This window comes from Streptomyces incanus, from assembly GCF_042656345.1.
Taxonomy (GTDB): Bacteria; Actinomycetota; Actinomycetes; order Streptomycetales; family Streptomycetaceae; genus Streptomyces; species Streptomyces incanus.
In genome coordinates this window covers 41,605-56,387 of sequence record NZ_JBHSPC010000023.1, presented here as the reverse complement: position 1 = coordinate 56,387, position 14,783 = coordinate 41,605, and the positions used below count along the sequence as shown (strand labels likewise).

Here is a 14,783-nt window from a genome sequence, read left to right as displayed (position 1 = left end):
CCCGGACCGAGGGCCGACTTCGTATGTCCCCTCTCCTCGTCGTGCGGCGGTGACCACGCGGGAGGTTCGGCGGTTAGGGCAACCGACAACCGTACGAACGAGGAGTGAATCATGGTCGTCACTACCGGCGGGGCACCCACGGGTGCCGACGACGGAACACCGGGCCCGGCGCTGTCCGGACCGACGGGCAGCACACGGCGGGACGTGGCGCGCGGTCTGCGCGCCGGCGCACTCGTCGGTGCCCTGGCTCCGGTGCTCGCCGCCTTCCGGTCTCCGCGCCCCGGACCCGCGGCAACGAGCGCCCCGGGCGACACCGCCTTCGAGCAGGCCTACCGCGGCCGTCGCATCCGGGGGGTGTGGGCGCCCGGGCGCACCGCGGCCGAGGACGGCCGGTGGCACGTCACGGTGGACGGCCGCCCCCTGCATCTGATGCGCCGCGCCGACGGCGGCTGGCTGAGCACGGTCGACCACTACTGCTCCTACCGGACGCCGCTCGAGGCCGCTCGCGCAGCCGTCGACGCGCTCGGCCCCGACGAGCGGCTGCGTGATGCGGCGTCGGCGCCGGGGGGCGCGGGACACGCGCACGGGGAGGGCCGGCATGACGTACGTGCGTAAGGACGCCGGCACGCTCACGGCGGCCGAGAGGCGGCGGTTCGTCAAGGCGCTGCTGGAGGTCAAACGGCGTGGCGAGTACGACGAGTTCGTGCGGATGCACCTCGCGTACTTCACCTCCGACGGTGAGCGCGGCCTGCGCACCGCGCACATGGCGCCCTCCTTCCTTCCCTGGCACCGCCGGTTCCTGCTCGACCTGGAGACCGCCCTGCGCCGGGTGGACTCGGCGGTGACCCTTCCGTACTGGGACTGGACCCGTGACCGCACGACCACCTCCGCACCGTGGTCGGCGGACCTCCTCGGCGGCAACGGGCGCCGGGTTGACCAGCAGGTGATGACGGGGCCGTTCGCGTACCGGCAGGGCAACTGGACCATCGAGGTGGGCGTGACCGACGGGGGGTTCCTCACCCGGGACCTCGGCCGCCGCCGCGACCCGATCGCCCTGCCCACCACGAGCGACCTGGAGCAGGCGCTGCAGGACCCCGTCTACGACGTGCGTCCCTGGGACTCGACGGCCACACGGGGTTTCCGCAACAAGCTGGAGGGCTGGAGCGCCGGCCGGGGCGGCACGCCCTGGCGCAACCACAACCGGGTGCACCGCTGGGTCGGCGGGGCCATGCTCGGTGCCGCTTCCGTCAACGACCCCGTCTTCTGGCTGCACCATGCCTTCGTCGATTTGCAGTGGTACCGCTGGCAGCGCCGGCACGGCGGGGCCCGCTACCTCCCCGCGAAACCGCCGGGCCCCGACGACGAGCAGCACCGCCGGATCGTGGCACGGCGCGAGAAGCTGCCGCCGTGGGACGTGACACCGGACGAGCTGGAGGATGTCGGCCGGATCTACCGGTACGCGTGAGGGGACGCGGTCTCGGGCTTCATGGGGGGCCCCGGCGCTCGGGGCGGCGGGGCTCTCGGGGCACCACGACGAACGTCAGCTGCCGTAGCCCTGGTGGTGCTTGTTGTGGCTGTCGTTCACGCAGCGGTTGCCCACGGCGGGGTTGAGGAAGCCGAGCACGTCGGCGGTGTTGCCGTACGCGTTGATCGGCGCGTGGACCGGGACTTGGACCACGTTGCCGGACGCGACACCCGGCGAGTGGGACACCGCGGCGTGGGCGCCGGCGTCCGCCGCGGCCCTACCGGCCCCGCTGAGCACCACGGCCCCCGTGCCGAGAGCCGCAGCGCCGACCTTCGCGATGCGAGGCATCACGTTCTCCTCACTCGTCCGGTGAGCGCGGCCGCACACCCCGCCCAACGCGAGCATCTCGCGCCGGTCACGGTGTTTCTTCCGGGATCACCCCTGGGGAAGCTGCCGCACCGGACGAGCGGCCTCCGCTCCCGGCCGCCTGACGCGCGTTCGGCCACCTGATGCGCCCGTGTCGGGCCGGTGACCTGCATCTTCACGAGAAAATTACGCGCATGGGCGTTTTGACTACCCAAAGTCGGAAACGTCGCTTACGTTTACCACCGTAAGTGACCGACCCAACACGGGTTGTGTCTACTCGGGAAATCGGAGAAGTAATGCGCAAGTACCAGAAGGCCGCCGTCGTCATGGCCATGCTCGGCAGTGTCGGCTTCCTCGGCGCCGGCGTCAGCCACGCCGGTGACGAGCCGTCGTTCGAGCTCAAGAACAAGCAGGTCACGACCTGCGTCCAGGACAACTCCGTCAAGGGCCTCGTCAACATCGACGACGTCAACGCCGGCGTCGGCGCTCTGCTGGGCATGGGCAAGGCGGAGAACAAGGAGACCAACGCGGTGTCCTGCGCCTCCAACCTCATCCTCGGCGGCAAGTGATCACTGCCGGGTGATCCGGGCCGGTCTCGGGGCTCGAACCCAGGTGTTCGAGTCCCGGGCCCGCCCGGGATGCCGGCCGGTCCGGGTGTCCGGAACGGCTCCGCCGCTCGGGGCGGTGGCACCCTGTTTCCCGCGGGTGCGACGCGGCGTTTCATCTAACAACTGCCGTGAATGTCGCCTATATTAGCGACTGTAAGTGACCGGCCCAACACGGGCCGTGTCGGTACGAGAATGGAGCAGTAATGCGCAAGTACCAGAAGGCCGCCGTCGTCATGGCCATGCTCGGCAGTGTCGGCTTCCTCGGCGCCGGCGTCAGCCACGCCGGTGGCGAGCCGGAGGTCGAGCTCAAGAACAACCAGACCACGACCTGCATCCAGGACAACTCGAAGCAGGGCCTCATCAACATCGACGACATCAACCTCGCGGTCGGCATCCTGGGCCTCGCCCACGCCGAGAACGAGGAGACCAACGCGGTGTCCTGCGCCTCCAACTTCATCCTCGGCGGCAAGTGATCACTGCCAGGTGATCCGGGCCGGTCTCGGGGCTCGAACCCAGGTGTTCGAGCCCCGGGGCCGCCCGGCATGTCGGCCGGTCCGGGTGTGTCCGGACCGGCTCCGCCGCTCAGTAGCGGCGGGTCGACCGTCAAGGAAAAAGGTAGATGGTGAAGTCGAAGAAGATCGCAGCGGCGGCGGCGGGGGTTCTCGGAGGACTCGCGCTGATCGGCGCTGGTGCCGTTCAGGCCTTCAGTGCCGATGCCCCGGACAACTGCGTCAAGGGCGGGGACGGCACCGTTCGTTGCGCGCAGGTGAACAAGCAGGAGATCACGACCGACCAGCACGGAAAGATCCACTTCGTCAACGAGTCGAAGCAGACCTGCTCCGGCGGCAATGCCGAGGTCTCCTGCGCCAACAGCGTTGTCCTTCCGGCCGAGAAGTCCTGACGTCTTTGTCGGCCGAGGGCCGTTGTGCACGGCTTCCCCCGCGTCGGACCACCCGCGTAGCGGAGAGTGGCCGGAACCCGGTACCGGGTTCCGGCCACTCTCCGTGCGTCCGTCACCGGTGTGCCGTCGCGCAGGCGAGGCCGGCACCCGGTGACTCCACGGGGGTGCAGTACGGCAGGTCGTCGATGGGGCGGTCGGTGCAGAAGCGGCCGATCAGCTCCGACGACTCCTGCCTGCGCTCGACGGTGACCAGATGGTCCGCCTCCTTGACCGTCGTGAACCGCGCCGCCGGAATCGTCGCGGCGAGCTCACGGCCCATCTGCGGGGTGCACAGGGTGTCGTACTCACCCGTGAACACCAGGGCCGGCACGTCGGGGACGGGCAGGGGCTCGTAACAGCCGTGTGCCACCAGCCTCGTGTTGTGCTCGACCGCCTTCTTCAGCTCGTCCGGCGTCTGGTTCATGAACTGGTGATGCAAAAGGCGTGCGACGGCCGCGTGCTTGCGAACCTGACCGGCGCCCGGATTCGACATGAACAGCTCCACCAGGCCGCCGGCCGCCGCTTCGATCTCACCCCGTTCCAGTGCCTGCGACAGGCGCGGTACCGCGTCGGTGTAGATCTCGGGGAGACGCATCGCGGCGCCGCAGAAGACGATGCGACGGACGGACTCGGGATGCAGCTGCGCGAAGCGGAGGCCGACGACTTCCCCGAAGCAGCCGCCGAAGAGATTCACCGGCGGCATCCCGGTCTCCGCCAGCATGTGCTGGACCGCGGCGGCGAGGAAATCGATCCCGTAGTGAGCGGGCAGGAAGTCCGCACTGCCGTATCCGGGAAGATCCACGGTGATCACCGTGCACAACGGCGCCAGCCACTTCTCGTGCCCCTGCCAGGAGTGCCGGTTCTGGGACGAGCCGCCGAGCAGCAGCAGCGGCGCTGTTCGCGGAGCGCTCTGATGGACGATCCGGCACCCGTACGTGAAGCCCTCGAAAGTCAGGGTCCGCTCCTCCACCCGCTCCGGCGGTGGAGAAGAGGACCCGTGGCGCTGCGTGGTCAGTGAAACCTGGGCGGTGGTGAGGGCAGTGCGCATGGACGGCTCCGGGACGGGGGAAATGACGACGAACCCGTCCATGATGACCGGCAACCATGTCTTTTTTCTGTAATCACTCATTTGTGGGCGATCCCGGCGACAAGGCATGCCCGGCCCGCAAGGCGACAACCACCGGCGGATCCACCGCTGAGCCCGGGGGCGGGTCTCAGGGACGGTGTCAGGAGCGACGAGAGCCCCGGCGCTCGAGGTGCCGGGGCTCTGGACGTTCTGCTGATGAAGCTTACGGAGGATCAGTTCCCGTAAGCGCCCTTGTGGTTCTTGTGGTTCTTGTGGCCCTGGCCGTCCTTGTTCACGCAGGTGTTGCCGAATGTCGGGTTCAACGCACCGACGACGTTGACGGTGTTCCCGCACACGTTGACCGGCACGTGGACCGGGGCCTGGACGAGGTTGCCCGACAGGACTCCCGGGGAGTGGGCGGCGGCGCCCTGGGCACCCGCGTCCGCCAGAGCCGTACCGGCCCCGCTCAGGGCCACGGCACCCGTGCCGAGTGCGACGCAGGCAGCCTTCGCGATGCGCGACATCACGTTCTCCTTCTGATTCGATGAGCACGGCCGCAGGGGGTGCGGCCGCGCTCCCCGTTCAACGCGGAGACGCTCGACGAGTCACGGTGATCGGCAACGGATCACCCTGGACGAAGGGGTTTTCTTCCGGCCCGGCCTTCTGCCCCGGCCTTCCGGCCGCTTTCAGGGCAGGCGCCGGAGTGGCGCGCCGTCGAGGAGGGCGCGGATGTTCTCGACCGCCTGGCCGTAGGACGTGGCGCAGTCGGCGCGGGAGAAACGGCCGAGGTGCGGGGTGGCGAGCAGACGGGGAGCGGTGCGCATCGGATGGCCGGCGGGCAGCGGTTCGACGTCGAAGACAGCGACGCCGGCACCGGCGATCCGGCCGTCGCGCAGGGCGGCGAGCAGGGCGCTCCTTCCGTCCCGGAACCCGGGGTGAGAAGGGTGAAGGTGCCCCCGGCAGGACTCGAACCTGCGGCCAAGCGCTTAGAAGGCGCCTGCTCTATCCACTGAGCTACGGGGGCCGGGTGTGGTGGCCTCTGTCATGGTGCCCGGGTGGCCCCGGTGCCTGACGTTGCCGGGGACAAGGATAGGGCTCTCGCGTCCTTGCCCCTGTCGCCTCGCCTCCGCGGCTCGATGTGGAGGTTCGGTGAAGCGGTCCCGATAATCGCAGGCAGGTACGAATCGTGCACCGATTTTGGCCTCTCGCGCATCGGGTGTTGTGCACTCGTTATGCCTGGGCTGTGCGCGCGCCCCAGTCGTCCCTTCCATCCGCTTGTGTTCGATCGGCGCGCAGACATGGTCATATGCTTCAGAATTCCCATGAAGTTGGGCATTCTTCACATGTGGTGACCTTGGACGTACGGCCTCAGCTGCTCGACGCACTCTCCGCCCTGCGCGACCGTGTCGCCGCCGCACGCTTCCCGCTGCCTGTCGCGGGGGCTTCCCGCGCGCGTGCCGACCGCGACGAACTGCTCGCGCAGCTCGACGACTATCTGGTGCCCCGCCTGAGAGAGCCCCGGGCGCCGCTGCTCGCCGTCGTAGGGGGGTCCACCGGGGCCGGCAAGTCCACCCTGGTGAACTCACTCGTGGGGCGGCGCGTCAGCGAGGCGGGCGTGCTGCGGCCGACGACCCGGACACCGGTGCTCGTCTGCCACCCCGAGGACCACCACTGGTTCAGCGGGATGCGTGTACTGCCCGACCTCACGCGCGTGTGGGGCTCCCGGCGGGAGGTCGACGACCTGCTGCTCCCGGGAGAGAACCCCGCGCGCGTCCTGCGCATCGAGACCGCCGAGAGCGTCCCGCCCGGCCTCGCCCTGCTCGACGCCCCCGACATCGACTCCCTCGTCGCCGACAACCGCGTCCTCGCCGCCGAGCTCATCTGCGCCGCGGACATCTGGGTCATGGTCACCACCGCCGCCCGCTACGCCGATGCCGTGCCCTGGCACATGCTGCGCGCCGCCAAGGAGTACGACGTCACCCTGGTGACCGTCCTGGACCGGGTGCCCCACCAGGTCGTGTCCGAGGTGTCCCGGCAGTACGGTGCCCTCCTCACCAAGGCCGGACTCGGCCACGTACCGCGCTTCACCGTGCCCGAGCTGCCCGAGTCGGCCTGGGGCGGCGGGCTCCTGCCGGCCTCCGCCGTGGCGTCGCTGCGGACCTGGCTCGTCCACCAGACGCAGGACCCCGCCGCCCGCACACACGTCATGGCGCGCACCGCCCACGGCATCCTCGACTCCCTCAACTCCCGCATGCCGGAACTCGCCGGTGCCGCCGCAGCGCAGCACGCCGCCGCGCTGCGGCTCACCTCCGCCGTCGAGGGGGCGTACGACAAGGAGCACGCGCGCCTGCGCGGCCGGCTGAAGGCCGGAACCGTGCTCGCCGGCGACGCGCTCAAGCGGTGGCGGGCCTTCCCTCTCGACTGCACGCCCAGAGAGCTCCTCGACACCCTCGTGGAGGGCCTGGGTGCCCTGCTGCTGTGCGCCGTCGCCGCCGCCGACGAGCGGGTCGACACCGCCTGGCGGCGCGAACCGGCCGCGAAATCGCCGGAGTTCACCGACGGCGACGGGGCGACGGAGAGCGTCGAGCACCGGATCGGGCTGGCCGTACGGCGATGGCGGCGCGAGCTGGAGGAGTACGCCGAGGAAGAGGTCCGCGAGCTCGACCGCGGTGCCGCCCCCGATCCCGAGACGGTCGCCGCCCTGGTCGCCACGGTGCTGCTGAGCGGGCGCCGGGCGCGGACCGCGGGGGAGAAGCTCGCCCAGGGGATCGGCGCGCACAGGGCGGTGCGGCTGCGTGACCGGGGCGGGCGGCTGCTCACCGAGTACGTGGACCGGGTCATGCACCTCGAACGCGAACGCCGGCTCGCGCCGCTCGACGCGCTCGAGGTGCGTCCGGAGCCCCAGGCCGAACTCATCGCCGCGTTGTCCGTACTGCAGAAGGAGAGGTGACCGGTGACCGCCGTCACTGACCAGGACCAGGACCACACCGAGCGCCCCGAGGGTTCAGAGGGTTCCGAGGATGCAAAAGCATCCGGGACGGCTGAGCGGCCCGGGGGGGCCGGTCTCCCCGAGGACGCGCGCGTGGTGGACGGGCAGGAGCAGGGCGGGCGCGAGCAGGGCCCGTACGGGGACGACAGGTACGGGAACCACGTGTACAGGGACGACGACGCCTACGAGGAGGACGAAGAAGACGAAGAAGACGAAGAAGACGAAGAAGACGAAGAAGACGAAGAAGACGAGGAGGAGGACGAGGAGGACGGCGGCAGGGCGTCCGAGGACAGGACGGCCCCGCAGGACTCCTGGGCCGACGGGCTGATCGCGCGCCGGGTGAGCGAGACCGCAGGGGCAGGGGCAGGGGCAGGGGCAGGGGCAGGGGCCCGGACACGGGCCGGGACAGGGTCCGGGCCCGGGTTCGGAGCCGAGTCGTACGCCGCGCTGGAGACCCGCGCGTCCGTGCCGCAGACGGTGACACCCCTGGCGTACGACGCGCCCCTGACGTCCCGGCTGGAGGCGTTGCGCGAACTGGTGGGGCTGTCCAGGGCCCGGCTCGACAGCCGGACGCTGGCCGGGGCGGGCCGGGTTCTCGACGAGGCCGCCGCGCGGCGCAGGCTCTCCGGGCAGCACACCGTCGTCGCCCTCGCGGGCGCGACCGGCAGCGGCAAGTCGCAGCTGTTCAACGCCCTCGCCGGAGTCGCCATTTCGGAGACCGGCGTACGACGGCCGACCACCGCCGCGCCCATCGCGTGCAGTTGGAGCGACGGCGCCGCGGGTCTCATCGAACGGCTCGGCATCCCGCCCCGGTTGCGCCGGCGTCCGTCGCAGGCGATGGCGGACGCGGACGAGCAGCTGCGCGGACTCATTCTCGTCGATCTGCCGGACCACGACTCGGCGGCCGTGCAGCATCGCGAACAGGTCGACCGGGTGCTGGACCTGGTCGACGCCGTCATCTGGGTCGTCGACCCGGAGAAGTACGCCGACGCGATGCTGCACGAACGCTATCTGCGGCCCATGGCGGCCCACGCGGAGGTCATGTTCGTCGTCCTCAACCAGATCGACCGGCTGCCCGGAGAGGCCGCCGAACAGGTCCTGGACGATCTGCGGCGCCTGCTCGACGAGGACGGCATCGCCCTGGGCGAGTACGGAGAACCCGGTACGACGGTCCTCGCGCTGTCCGCGCTCACCGGCGACGGGGTCGGTGAACTACGCGAAGCCCTCGGCCAGTTCGTGGCCGAGCGGGGAGCGGCCGGCCGCCGTATCGCGGCGGACGTGGACATCGCCGCGGCCCGGCTGCGGCCCGTCTATGCCAACCGCCGGTGGGCCGGGCTCAGCGAGGAGGCGCGCGAGGAGTTCACGGACCGGCTCGCGGACGCCGTGGGCGCCACCGCGGCGGGCGAGGCCGCCGAACGCGCGTGGCTGCGCAACGCCAACCGCGCGTGCGGCACCCCGTGGCTGCGGCTGTGGCGCTGGTACGAGGACCGGGGCGGGCCGCCCACCGGGAAGCTTTTGCAGCGGGCGCAGCCCGACGAGGAGATCACGGCCAGGCAGCGGGTGGAGCAGGCGGTGCGCACGGTGTCCGACCGGGCCTCGGACGGGCTGCCCGAGCCGTGGGCGCAGGCGGTGCGCGAGGCGGCCGTACGGGGCTCCCAGGGGCTGCCGGAGGCGCTGGACGACCTCGCCGCGCGCGCCGCACTGCCGCCGGGGCGGCCGCCGCGGCCCGGGTGGTGGCCGGCGGCCGTACTCGCCCAGGTGTCCATGACGATCCTCCAGTTCATCGGCGGGCTGTGGCTGGTGGGCCAGATCGTCGGGTTCATGTCACCGAACCTGGGGGTGCCGGTGCTGCTGATGGTGATCGGCATCGTCGGCGGCCCGATCGTCGAGTGGAGCTGCCGGATGGCGGCCCGCGGGCCGGCCCGGCGACACGGGCTGGAGGCGGAGAGACGGCTGCGGGAGGCGGCCGCGGGGTGCGGCCGCGCCCGGGTCCTGGACCCGGTGGCTTCGGAACTGCTGCGCTACCGGGAGGTACGGGAGGAGTACGGACGGGTGGCGGGGGTGGGCGCCGGGATGAGCTGAGGCGTACGGCGTGGCCACTCCTGCGCGACTGCCCCTGCGCGGCCACTCGTACGGGTGGCGGAGTTGTCCACGGACCGGCGGTGGTCCACAGGCGGCAGCGGGCCGGGCCCGACGGCGGCAGTCTGACGCGCAGCCGTACGGGACGGGCCCGTACGCGTATCCGTCCGGCCGCCGGTGCCGGTGTCCGGGCGGGGGAGGCAGGCGCGATGAACGAGACGATGATCTGTGCGGTGGGCAACGTGGCGACGCGGCCGGTGTTCCGGGAGACGGCGTCCGGACCGGTGGCGAGGTTCCGGCTGGCGGTCACGTCGCGGTACTGGAACCGGGACAAGGCCATGTGGGCGGACGGACACACCAACTTCTTCACGGTGTGGGCCAAGCGCCAGCTCGCCACCAACGCCACGGCCTCGCTGTCGGTGGGCGAACCCGTGATCGTGCAGGGGCGGCTGAAGGTGCGCACGGAGACACGCGAGGGGCAGCAGGGCCGTACCTCGGCGGACATCGACGCGGCGGCGATCGGCCACGACCTGGCCCGGGGCACGTCGGCCTTCCGCCGCGCGGGCCGCCCGGACCCGCAACAGACATCCCCGGACCGGCCGGAACCCACGTGGGAAACCGGGCCGGGCGAGGGAGCCAAGGAGGTGGATGCGGTCGAAGCCGCCGAAGTGGTCGAAGCTACCGCCGCATCCGCCGCATCCGCCGCATCCGCCGCATCCGCCGCATCCGCCGCATCCGTCGCACCCGTCGCACCCGTCGCACCCGTCGCACCCGAGTCTGCCCCCACTCAACAGTCGCAGGAACCAGCCATGGTGACGTGATGTCGCCGGTTCGGCTCTCGGTGGCGGAGCTGGCCGAAGTGCGGCTTATCGGTGAATCCATGGTGAACGATCCCAAGTTGATTTATCGATAAAGCCTGCTCGTACCCACTCCGGCGATAACGATTCCACGTCGGATCAGGCCTCCGACCTGATCACCGCTGGGCACGGTTCACGGCGTACTTAGGATTCCGGGCATGGCTCCCGGGGTTCCTGGGGCCGGTGATTCTGCTGGTGGGACCCGTCCCCCACGTCAACGGGTCCTGCTCGGAAGGGAAATCGGTGTTTGCTGCGTCCTCTGGATTCTCTGCGTCGTCCGCACGCGGGGCCGGGCCGGTGAGACGTCTCGCCGCCGGAACGCTGGTGTCCGGATTCATCGCCGCCGGTGTACTGGCCGGCGCCGGGACGGCGGTGGCCGACGACGGGACGACGCGCGGTGAGGACGGAGCGGCCGCGACCGTGCAGGGCCTGAAGACGTACGGCGAGGCCGTGATCCGCGGCGCCGCCGGGGACCAGCAGGTGTCGGCAGGGCTGTTCGAGATGTCCGTCGAGGGCGGCGGCATGCTGCAGACCTACTGCGTCGACATCCACACCCCCACGCAGACGGACGCCGAGTACCACGAGACCGACTGGAGCGGGACCTCGCTGGGCGCCAACGAGGACGCCGGCCGGATCCACTGGATCCTGCGGAACTCCTACCCCCAGGTGAACGACCTCGCTGCGCTCGCCGACCGGGCGGGCGTCCGGGGCGAGCTGACCGAGCAGGACGCGGCGGCCGGCACACAGGTGGCGATCTGGCGCTACTCCGACGGCGTGGACGTGGACGCCGTCGACCCCCAGGCGGAGCAACTCGCCGACTACCTGGAGAAGAACGCGCGCAACCAGGCGGAGCCGCAGGCGTCGCTCACCCTGGACCCGCCGGCCGTCTCCGGGCGCCCCGGCGAGCTGCTCGGCCCGGTGACGGTACGTACGGACGCGCGCAGCGTGACGGTGTCGCCGCCGGCGGACGCCGCCACGAACGGGGTACGGATCCTGGACGCGGACGGCCTGCCGGTGATCAGCGCGGTGAACGGCACCGAGGTGTTCTTCGAGATACCCGAGGACGAGCCCGAGGGCACGGTCCAGGTGACCGCGCAGGCCTCGACCACGGTGCCGGTCGGCCGGGCGTTCGCCGCCGAGAGCCGCAGCCAGACGCAGATCCTGGCCGGCTCCAGCACCTCGACGGTCTCCGCGACGGCGAGCGCGACGTGGGCGGAGCAGGGCGCGATTCCGGCGATGACCGCCCGGAAGAACTGCGCCGAGGGCGGCGTCGACGTCATCACCACCAACCAGGACGACGAGCCCTTCACCTTCGAACTCGCGGAGCGCGAGTACACCGTGAAGCCGGGCGAGACCCGTACGGTGACGGTCCCGGTGGCCGAGGACCGGACGTACGACTTCACGGTCCAGGGCGCGGACGGCTTCGAGAAGCGGTTCACCGGCATGCTCGACTGCATGACCAAGGCCGCCGAAACCGGCGCCGACATCCAGACCCTGAGCGGCCCCACCCCCGCTCCCGTCGTGGTCGGATCCGCCGACGTCAACCTCGCCGACACCGGCGCCCCCAGCGCCGCCCCCTGGATCGTCGGCACCGCCATCACCCTGGTCGTCCTCGGCGGAGCAGCACTGGTCGTCACCCGGCAGCGCGAGGCGGGCCGCGGCAACTGACGCACTCGGTCGACGCGCCCGCCGAACGGCTACTCCTGGAGGGCGAGATCCGGACGAGTGGCCAGGAAGGCCACGTAAAGGATCGCCGCCGTCGCTCCCAGCAGGGGCCGCACGCCGCCTACGACGGCATGCGGCCTGCTCGTCCGGCCGCGCACCGATGCCCGGTGCTCGACGCAGGCCCGCACGAGCCCGACGAGGGCCAGGGCCATCAGTTCGGCGACCAGCCCGCCATCCACAGCGTTCGCCGCGTCCACGGCGGCATCCCCGGCCTCGATACCACTCGTCACGTCAGCCATCAACTGTCGCTTCCAGCTTGTGAGTCACACCGTTCGCCGTACAGGCCAGCGCGGGACGTACTCCGTCATTCAGGGCCTCGCCCCCCTGGAACCAGGGCATCGCCGACACGTACCGGGCACCTTGGCGTCGACTCACCGCCCGGCTTCGGCGATCCCGGGCACCATCGCAGCCGACCCGGCTCCATCAGTGCGGTGTATTTGTCCCTTATCGTAGCTTTTGGTGCGGGGTCTTCGCGGACGGGAGGGAGTGGGGGCGTGGCGTTCGCGGAGTCGGCCGATGACGGTGGGTCCGCATTCTCTCCCGCGTCGGCCCCAGGGCCCGGGCGACGATCCTGGGCGCCGCTGCTGGCGGTGTGCACGGGGTACTTCATGGTGATCCTGGATGTGACGGTCATCAACGTCGCCGTGCCGGTGATCGGCCGGGAGCTGTCGGCCTCGCTCACCGGCATCCAGTGGATCACCGATGGATACATCCTGGTCTTCGCCGGATTCCTGCTGACCGGTGGCGCGCTGGGCGACCGGCTGGGCAACCGCCGGGTCTTCTGCTCGGGCGTGGCGGTGTTCACTGTGTCCTCGGCCGTGTGCGCGCTCGCGCCGAGCACCCTCTTCCTGGTTGCGGCCCGGCTGGTGGAGGGGCTCGGCGCGGCGCTGATCGTGCCCGGTTCCCTGGCCCTGCTCCAGCAGGCCTACCCGGCGCCGGCGGCACGCTCACGAGCCTTCGGGCTGTGGGGATCGATGGCGGGCATCGCGGCCTCCGCCGGGCCGCTGCTGGGCGGGCTGCTCGTCTCCACGGTGGGGTGGCGCTGGGTTTTCCTCATCAACCTGCCCGCCGGCATGGCCTGCCTGGCATTGACGCTGCGGCATGTGGCCCGCTCCCCCCGGCGCGCCGCACGGTCCCTGGACTGGCCGGCGCAGTGCGCGGTCGTGGCGGCGGTGGCGCTGCTGACCGCGGCGCTCAACGAGGCCGGACGGCGGGGCTGGTCCGATCCGGCTGTCCTCGCCGGGGTGGGTCTGGCCGTGCTGGCCGCCGCGGCGTTCGCGGTGCGCGAGCGGCTGGCCCGGTCTCCCGCCCTTCCGCTGAGTCTGCTGCGGTCCCGTGCGATGAGCGGTGGAGCCGTCATCGGCCTGCTGTTCAACTTCGGCTTCTACGGCATGGTGTTCACCGCCAGCCTGGAGTTCCAGCACCAGCGTGGCTACAGCGCTTTCGGCACCGGGCTGGCGCTCTTCCCGGCGGTGGCGATGACCATGTTCGCCTCCGTCCTGTCCGGGCGGCTGACCCGCCGTACCGGCGATCGCCGACTGGTGGTCTTCGGCATGCTCCTGGCCGCTCTGGGGCTGGCCGGCTGGGCCTTGGCGGGAGCCGACCCCGCCTATCCGCTGCTGGTGGTACCGATGATGGCCGCGGGGTTCGGTACCTCCTTCGCCCTCACCGGCTCGACCGCCACCGTGATGGGTGCCGCACCCCCGGCGTACTCGGGGGCCGCCTCCGCCCTGTTCAACACCACCCGCCAGATCGGCAGCGCCACCGGTGTGGCGCTCGGTGGCAGCCTGCTGGCCACGGCCACCCACTACAGCACCGGGCTGCGCACCAGCATGGCCATCGGCGCGCTCGCCTACCTCACCGCCGCGGGCCTCGCATGGCTGTGCGTGCCGGCGAAGCCCGAAGAACGCAAGGCCTCGGGGTCCCTGTAGTGATCGCCGCAAAAACGTCGCCGGCGCTTGCCGCGCCCGTTGAGACTCCACCGACCTCACGTCTTCGTGATCTCCCGCGACCGCCGAGTTGCCCACGCGTAGCCCGCCAGTCCGAGCGAGCCACGCACCATGAAGTCGGCCCACACCTGCATGAGCTCACCGACATCCCCCATACGCGGGGCCATCAGCAAGGCCGCGGCCGTGAGGACTCCCGCAATCGCCAGGGCCGAAGCGTAGGTGATCAAGCCACCATGGTCGAGGCCCAGCCTCGTGCCCAGAAGCCCCGATGGGATTTGCACGAGCACGTGGAAGCCCACGCAGTGGACCAACAGCTCAGCGAAGATCACGAACGGGGGGATGTCTGCTGAAGGGTCGCCGGCCGGTGCCGCGCCGTAGGCATCGAGAGCCCAGGCCGGAGGGATCACGTAGGTGAACAGCAAGATCGCGCCACTCAGATGCATGGCGCCGAGGTGACGTGCGGCCTGACGGAGAGGACCTCGCGACGGGCCGCTCGGTCCGAGTGGACCAACCATGCCTGTGTTCACGTGACCCCCCGGCCCCTGACAGCGCCCCTCCACCTGGGCGGCACAGTACAGCCACCAGTCAGGCTGCTGCTGAGGTGATCCGATCAGAGGCGGCCGCAGTGATCGTCCGCCGGGCCGTCCCCGGGCCGTGCGAGGCTCACCGGGGCCGACCGACGGCAACCGACGGCAACCGACGGCAACCGACGGCAACGGAAAGTGACGGTCGAGCCGCA

At 71.1% G+C, this 14,783-nt stretch carries 15 protein-coding genes, 1 tRNA gene and 1 pseudogene; 10 read left to right on the top strand and 7 right to left on the bottom strand.

From position 1 onward, the window contains the following. Positions 1-111 precede the first annotated feature (111 nt). Together ACFP2V_RS09350 and ACFP2V_RS09345 are read left to right on the top strand one after the other, a co-directional pair. Positions 112-615, top strand: coding sequence for a tyrosinase family oxidase copper chaperone (locus ACFP2V_RS09350; protein WP_381208330.1), 504 nt, complete (start codon positions 112-114; stop codon positions 613-615). After that, positions 599-1,465 carry a tyrosinase family protein gene (locus tag ACFP2V_RS09345; protein ID WP_381208327.1) on the top strand — a complete coding sequence of 289 codons (867 nt, stop codon included), beginning with the start codon at positions 599-601 and terminating at the stop codon, positions 1,463-1,465. The genes ACFP2V_RS09350 and ACFP2V_RS09345 overlap by 17 nt, the downstream gene beginning before the upstream one ends. A 75-nt stretch (positions 1,466-1,540) precedes the next feature. Here the strand turns inward: ACFP2V_RS09345 and ACFP2V_RS09340 are convergent, their stop codons facing one another. Then, complete coding sequence (locus tag ACFP2V_RS09340) at positions 1,541-1,813, bottom strand: chaplin (RefSeq protein WP_381208324.1); 273 nt, start codon at positions 1,811-1,813, stop codon at positions 1,541-1,543. Between the two features lie 314 nt (positions 1,814-2,127). Between ACFP2V_RS09340 and ACFP2V_RS09335 the strand changes: the two genes are divergently transcribed. The 3 genes from ACFP2V_RS09335 to ACFP2V_RS09325 all read left to right on the top strand — a co-directional run bounded on the left by ACFP2V_RS09335 (position 2,128) and on the right by ACFP2V_RS09325 (position 3,340). After that, on the top strand, positions 2,128-2,400 hold the full coding sequence (locus ACFP2V_RS09335) for a hypothetical protein (protein WP_381208321.1): 273 nt from the start codon (positions 2,128-2,130) through the stop codon (positions 2,398-2,400). Between the two features lie 242 nt (positions 2,401-2,642). Beyond that, on the top strand, positions 2,643-2,912 hold the full coding sequence (locus tag ACFP2V_RS09330) for a hypothetical protein (RefSeq protein WP_381208318.1): 270 nt from the start codon (positions 2,643-2,645) through the stop codon (positions 2,910-2,912). A 146-nt stretch (positions 2,913-3,058) separates the two neighbouring features. Continuing rightward, on the top strand, positions 3,059-3,340 hold the full coding sequence (locus ACFP2V_RS09325) for a hypothetical protein (RefSeq protein WP_381208315.1): 282 nt from the start codon (positions 3,059-3,061) through the stop codon (positions 3,338-3,340). 112 nt (positions 3,341-3,452) lie between these two features. On the opposite strand, the gene ACFP2V_RS09320 is transcribed toward ACFP2V_RS09325, so the two are convergent. From ACFP2V_RS09320 to ACFP2V_RS09305, 4 genes and pseudogenes are all read right to left on the bottom strand, one after another. After that, a complete protein-coding gene (locus ACFP2V_RS09320; RefSeq protein WP_381208313.1) occupies positions 3,453-4,508 on the bottom strand; it encodes an alpha/beta fold hydrolase in 1,056 nt (351 codons plus the stop codon). A gap of 170 nt (positions 4,509-4,678) precedes the next feature. Further along, positions 4,679-4,969, bottom strand: coding sequence for a chaplin (locus tag ACFP2V_RS09315; protein WP_381208310.1), 291 nt, complete (start codon positions 4,967-4,969; stop codon positions 4,679-4,681). Between the two features lie 162 nt (positions 4,970-5,131). Then, positions 5,132-5,362 (bottom strand): annotated as a pseudogene (locus ACFP2V_RS09310) (NAD(P)-dependent oxidoreductase); the annotation flags it as partial. Positions 5,363-5,396: 34 nt separating this feature from the next. Continuing rightward, positions 5,397-5,469 (bottom strand) — tRNA-Arg (locus ACFP2V_RS09305). A gap of 321 nt (positions 5,470-5,790) precedes the next feature. Between ACFP2V_RS09305 and ACFP2V_RS09300 the strand changes: the two genes are divergently transcribed. The 4 genes from ACFP2V_RS09300 to ACFP2V_RS09285 all read left to right on the top strand — a co-directional run bounded on the left by ACFP2V_RS09300 (position 5,791) and on the right by ACFP2V_RS09285 (position 12,038). Beyond that, positions 5,791-7,395, top strand: coding sequence for a dynamin family protein (locus tag ACFP2V_RS09300; protein ID WP_381208307.1), 1,605 nt, complete (start codon positions 5,791-5,793; stop codon positions 7,393-7,395). Positions 7,396-7,398: 3 nt separating this feature from the next. After that, positions 7,399-9,516, top strand: a complete 2,118-nt coding sequence (locus ACFP2V_RS09295) for a YfjP family GTPase (protein ID WP_381208304.1) — start codon at positions 7,399-7,401, stop codon at positions 9,514-9,516. A 206-nt stretch (positions 9,517-9,722) separates the two neighbouring features. Then, positions 9,723-10,334 (top strand): single-stranded DNA-binding protein, encoded by a 612-nt coding sequence (locus ACFP2V_RS09290; RefSeq protein WP_381208302.1) that lies wholly within the window; start codon positions 9,723-9,725, stop codon positions 10,332-10,334. Between the two features lie 333 nt (positions 10,335-10,667). Beyond that, positions 10,668-12,038, top strand: coding sequence for a Cys-Gln thioester bond-forming surface protein (locus ACFP2V_RS09285; RefSeq protein WP_381208299.1), 1,371 nt, complete (start codon positions 10,668-10,670; stop codon positions 12,036-12,038). A 29-nt stretch (positions 12,039-12,067) separates the two neighbouring features. On the opposite strand, the gene ACFP2V_RS09280 is transcribed toward ACFP2V_RS09285, so the two are convergent. Then, entirely contained in the window at positions 12,068-12,334 is a 267-nt protein-coding gene (locus tag ACFP2V_RS09280) for a hypothetical protein (protein WP_381208296.1), read from the bottom strand. A 255-nt stretch (positions 12,335-12,589) separates the two neighbouring features. Between ACFP2V_RS09280 and ACFP2V_RS09275 the strand changes: the two genes are divergently transcribed. Beyond that, a complete protein-coding gene (locus tag ACFP2V_RS09275; protein WP_381208293.1) occupies positions 12,590-14,026 on the top strand; it encodes an MFS transporter in 1,437 nt (478 codons plus the stop codon). Between the two features lie 56 nt (positions 14,027-14,082). Here the strand turns inward: ACFP2V_RS09275 and ACFP2V_RS09270 are convergent, their stop codons facing one another. Beyond that, complete coding sequence (locus tag ACFP2V_RS09270; RefSeq protein ID WP_381208290.1) at positions 14,083-14,487, bottom strand: hypothetical protein; 405 nt, start codon at positions 14,485-14,487, stop codon at positions 14,083-14,085. Positions 14,488-14,783 lie beyond the last annotated feature (296 nt).

What these genes read in the sequence shown, in the direction of transcription:
- ACFP2V_RS09350 (WP_381208330.1), top strand. Translation starts at nt 112, where the DNA reads ATGGTCGTCACTACCGGCGGGGCACCCACGGGTGCCGACGACGGAACA.
- ACFP2V_RS09345 (WP_381208327.1), top strand. Translation starts at nt 599, where the DNA reads ATGACGTACGTGCGTAAGGACGCCGGCACGCTCACGGCGGCCGAGAGG.
- ACFP2V_RS09340 (WP_381208324.1), bottom strand. Translation starts at nt 1,813, where the DNA reads ATGCCTCGCATCGCGAAGGTCGGCGCTGCGGCTCTCGGCACGGGGGCC.
- ACFP2V_RS09335 (WP_381208321.1), top strand. Translation starts at nt 2,128, where the DNA reads ATGCGCAAGTACCAGAAGGCCGCCGTCGTCATGGCCATGCTCGGCAGT.
- ACFP2V_RS09330 (WP_381208318.1), top strand. Translation starts at nt 2,643, where the DNA reads ATGCGCAAGTACCAGAAGGCCGCCGTCGTCATGGCCATGCTCGGCAGT.
- ACFP2V_RS09325 (WP_381208315.1), top strand. Translation starts at nt 3,059, where the DNA reads ATGGTGAAGTCGAAGAAGATCGCAGCGGCGGCGGCGGGGGTTCTCGGA.
- ACFP2V_RS09320 (WP_381208313.1), bottom strand. Translation starts at nt 4,508, where the DNA reads ATGAGTGATTACAGAAAAAAGACATGGTTGCCGGTCATCATGGACGGG.
- ACFP2V_RS09315 (WP_381208310.1), bottom strand. Translation starts at nt 4,969, where the DNA reads ATGTCGCGCATCGCGAAGGCTGCCTGCGTCGCACTCGGCACGGGTGCC.
- ACFP2V_RS09290 (WP_381208302.1), top strand. Translation starts at nt 9,723, where the DNA reads ATGAACGAGACGATGATCTGTGCGGTGGGCAACGTGGCGACGCGGCCG.
- ACFP2V_RS09280 (WP_381208296.1), bottom strand. Translation starts at nt 12,334, where the DNA reads ATGGCTGACGTGACGAGTGGTATCGAGGCCGGGGATGCCGCCGTGGAC.
- ACFP2V_RS09270 (WP_381208290.1), bottom strand. Translation starts at nt 14,487, where the DNA reads ATGCATCTGAGTGGCGCGATCTTGCTGTTCACCTACGTGATCCCTCCG.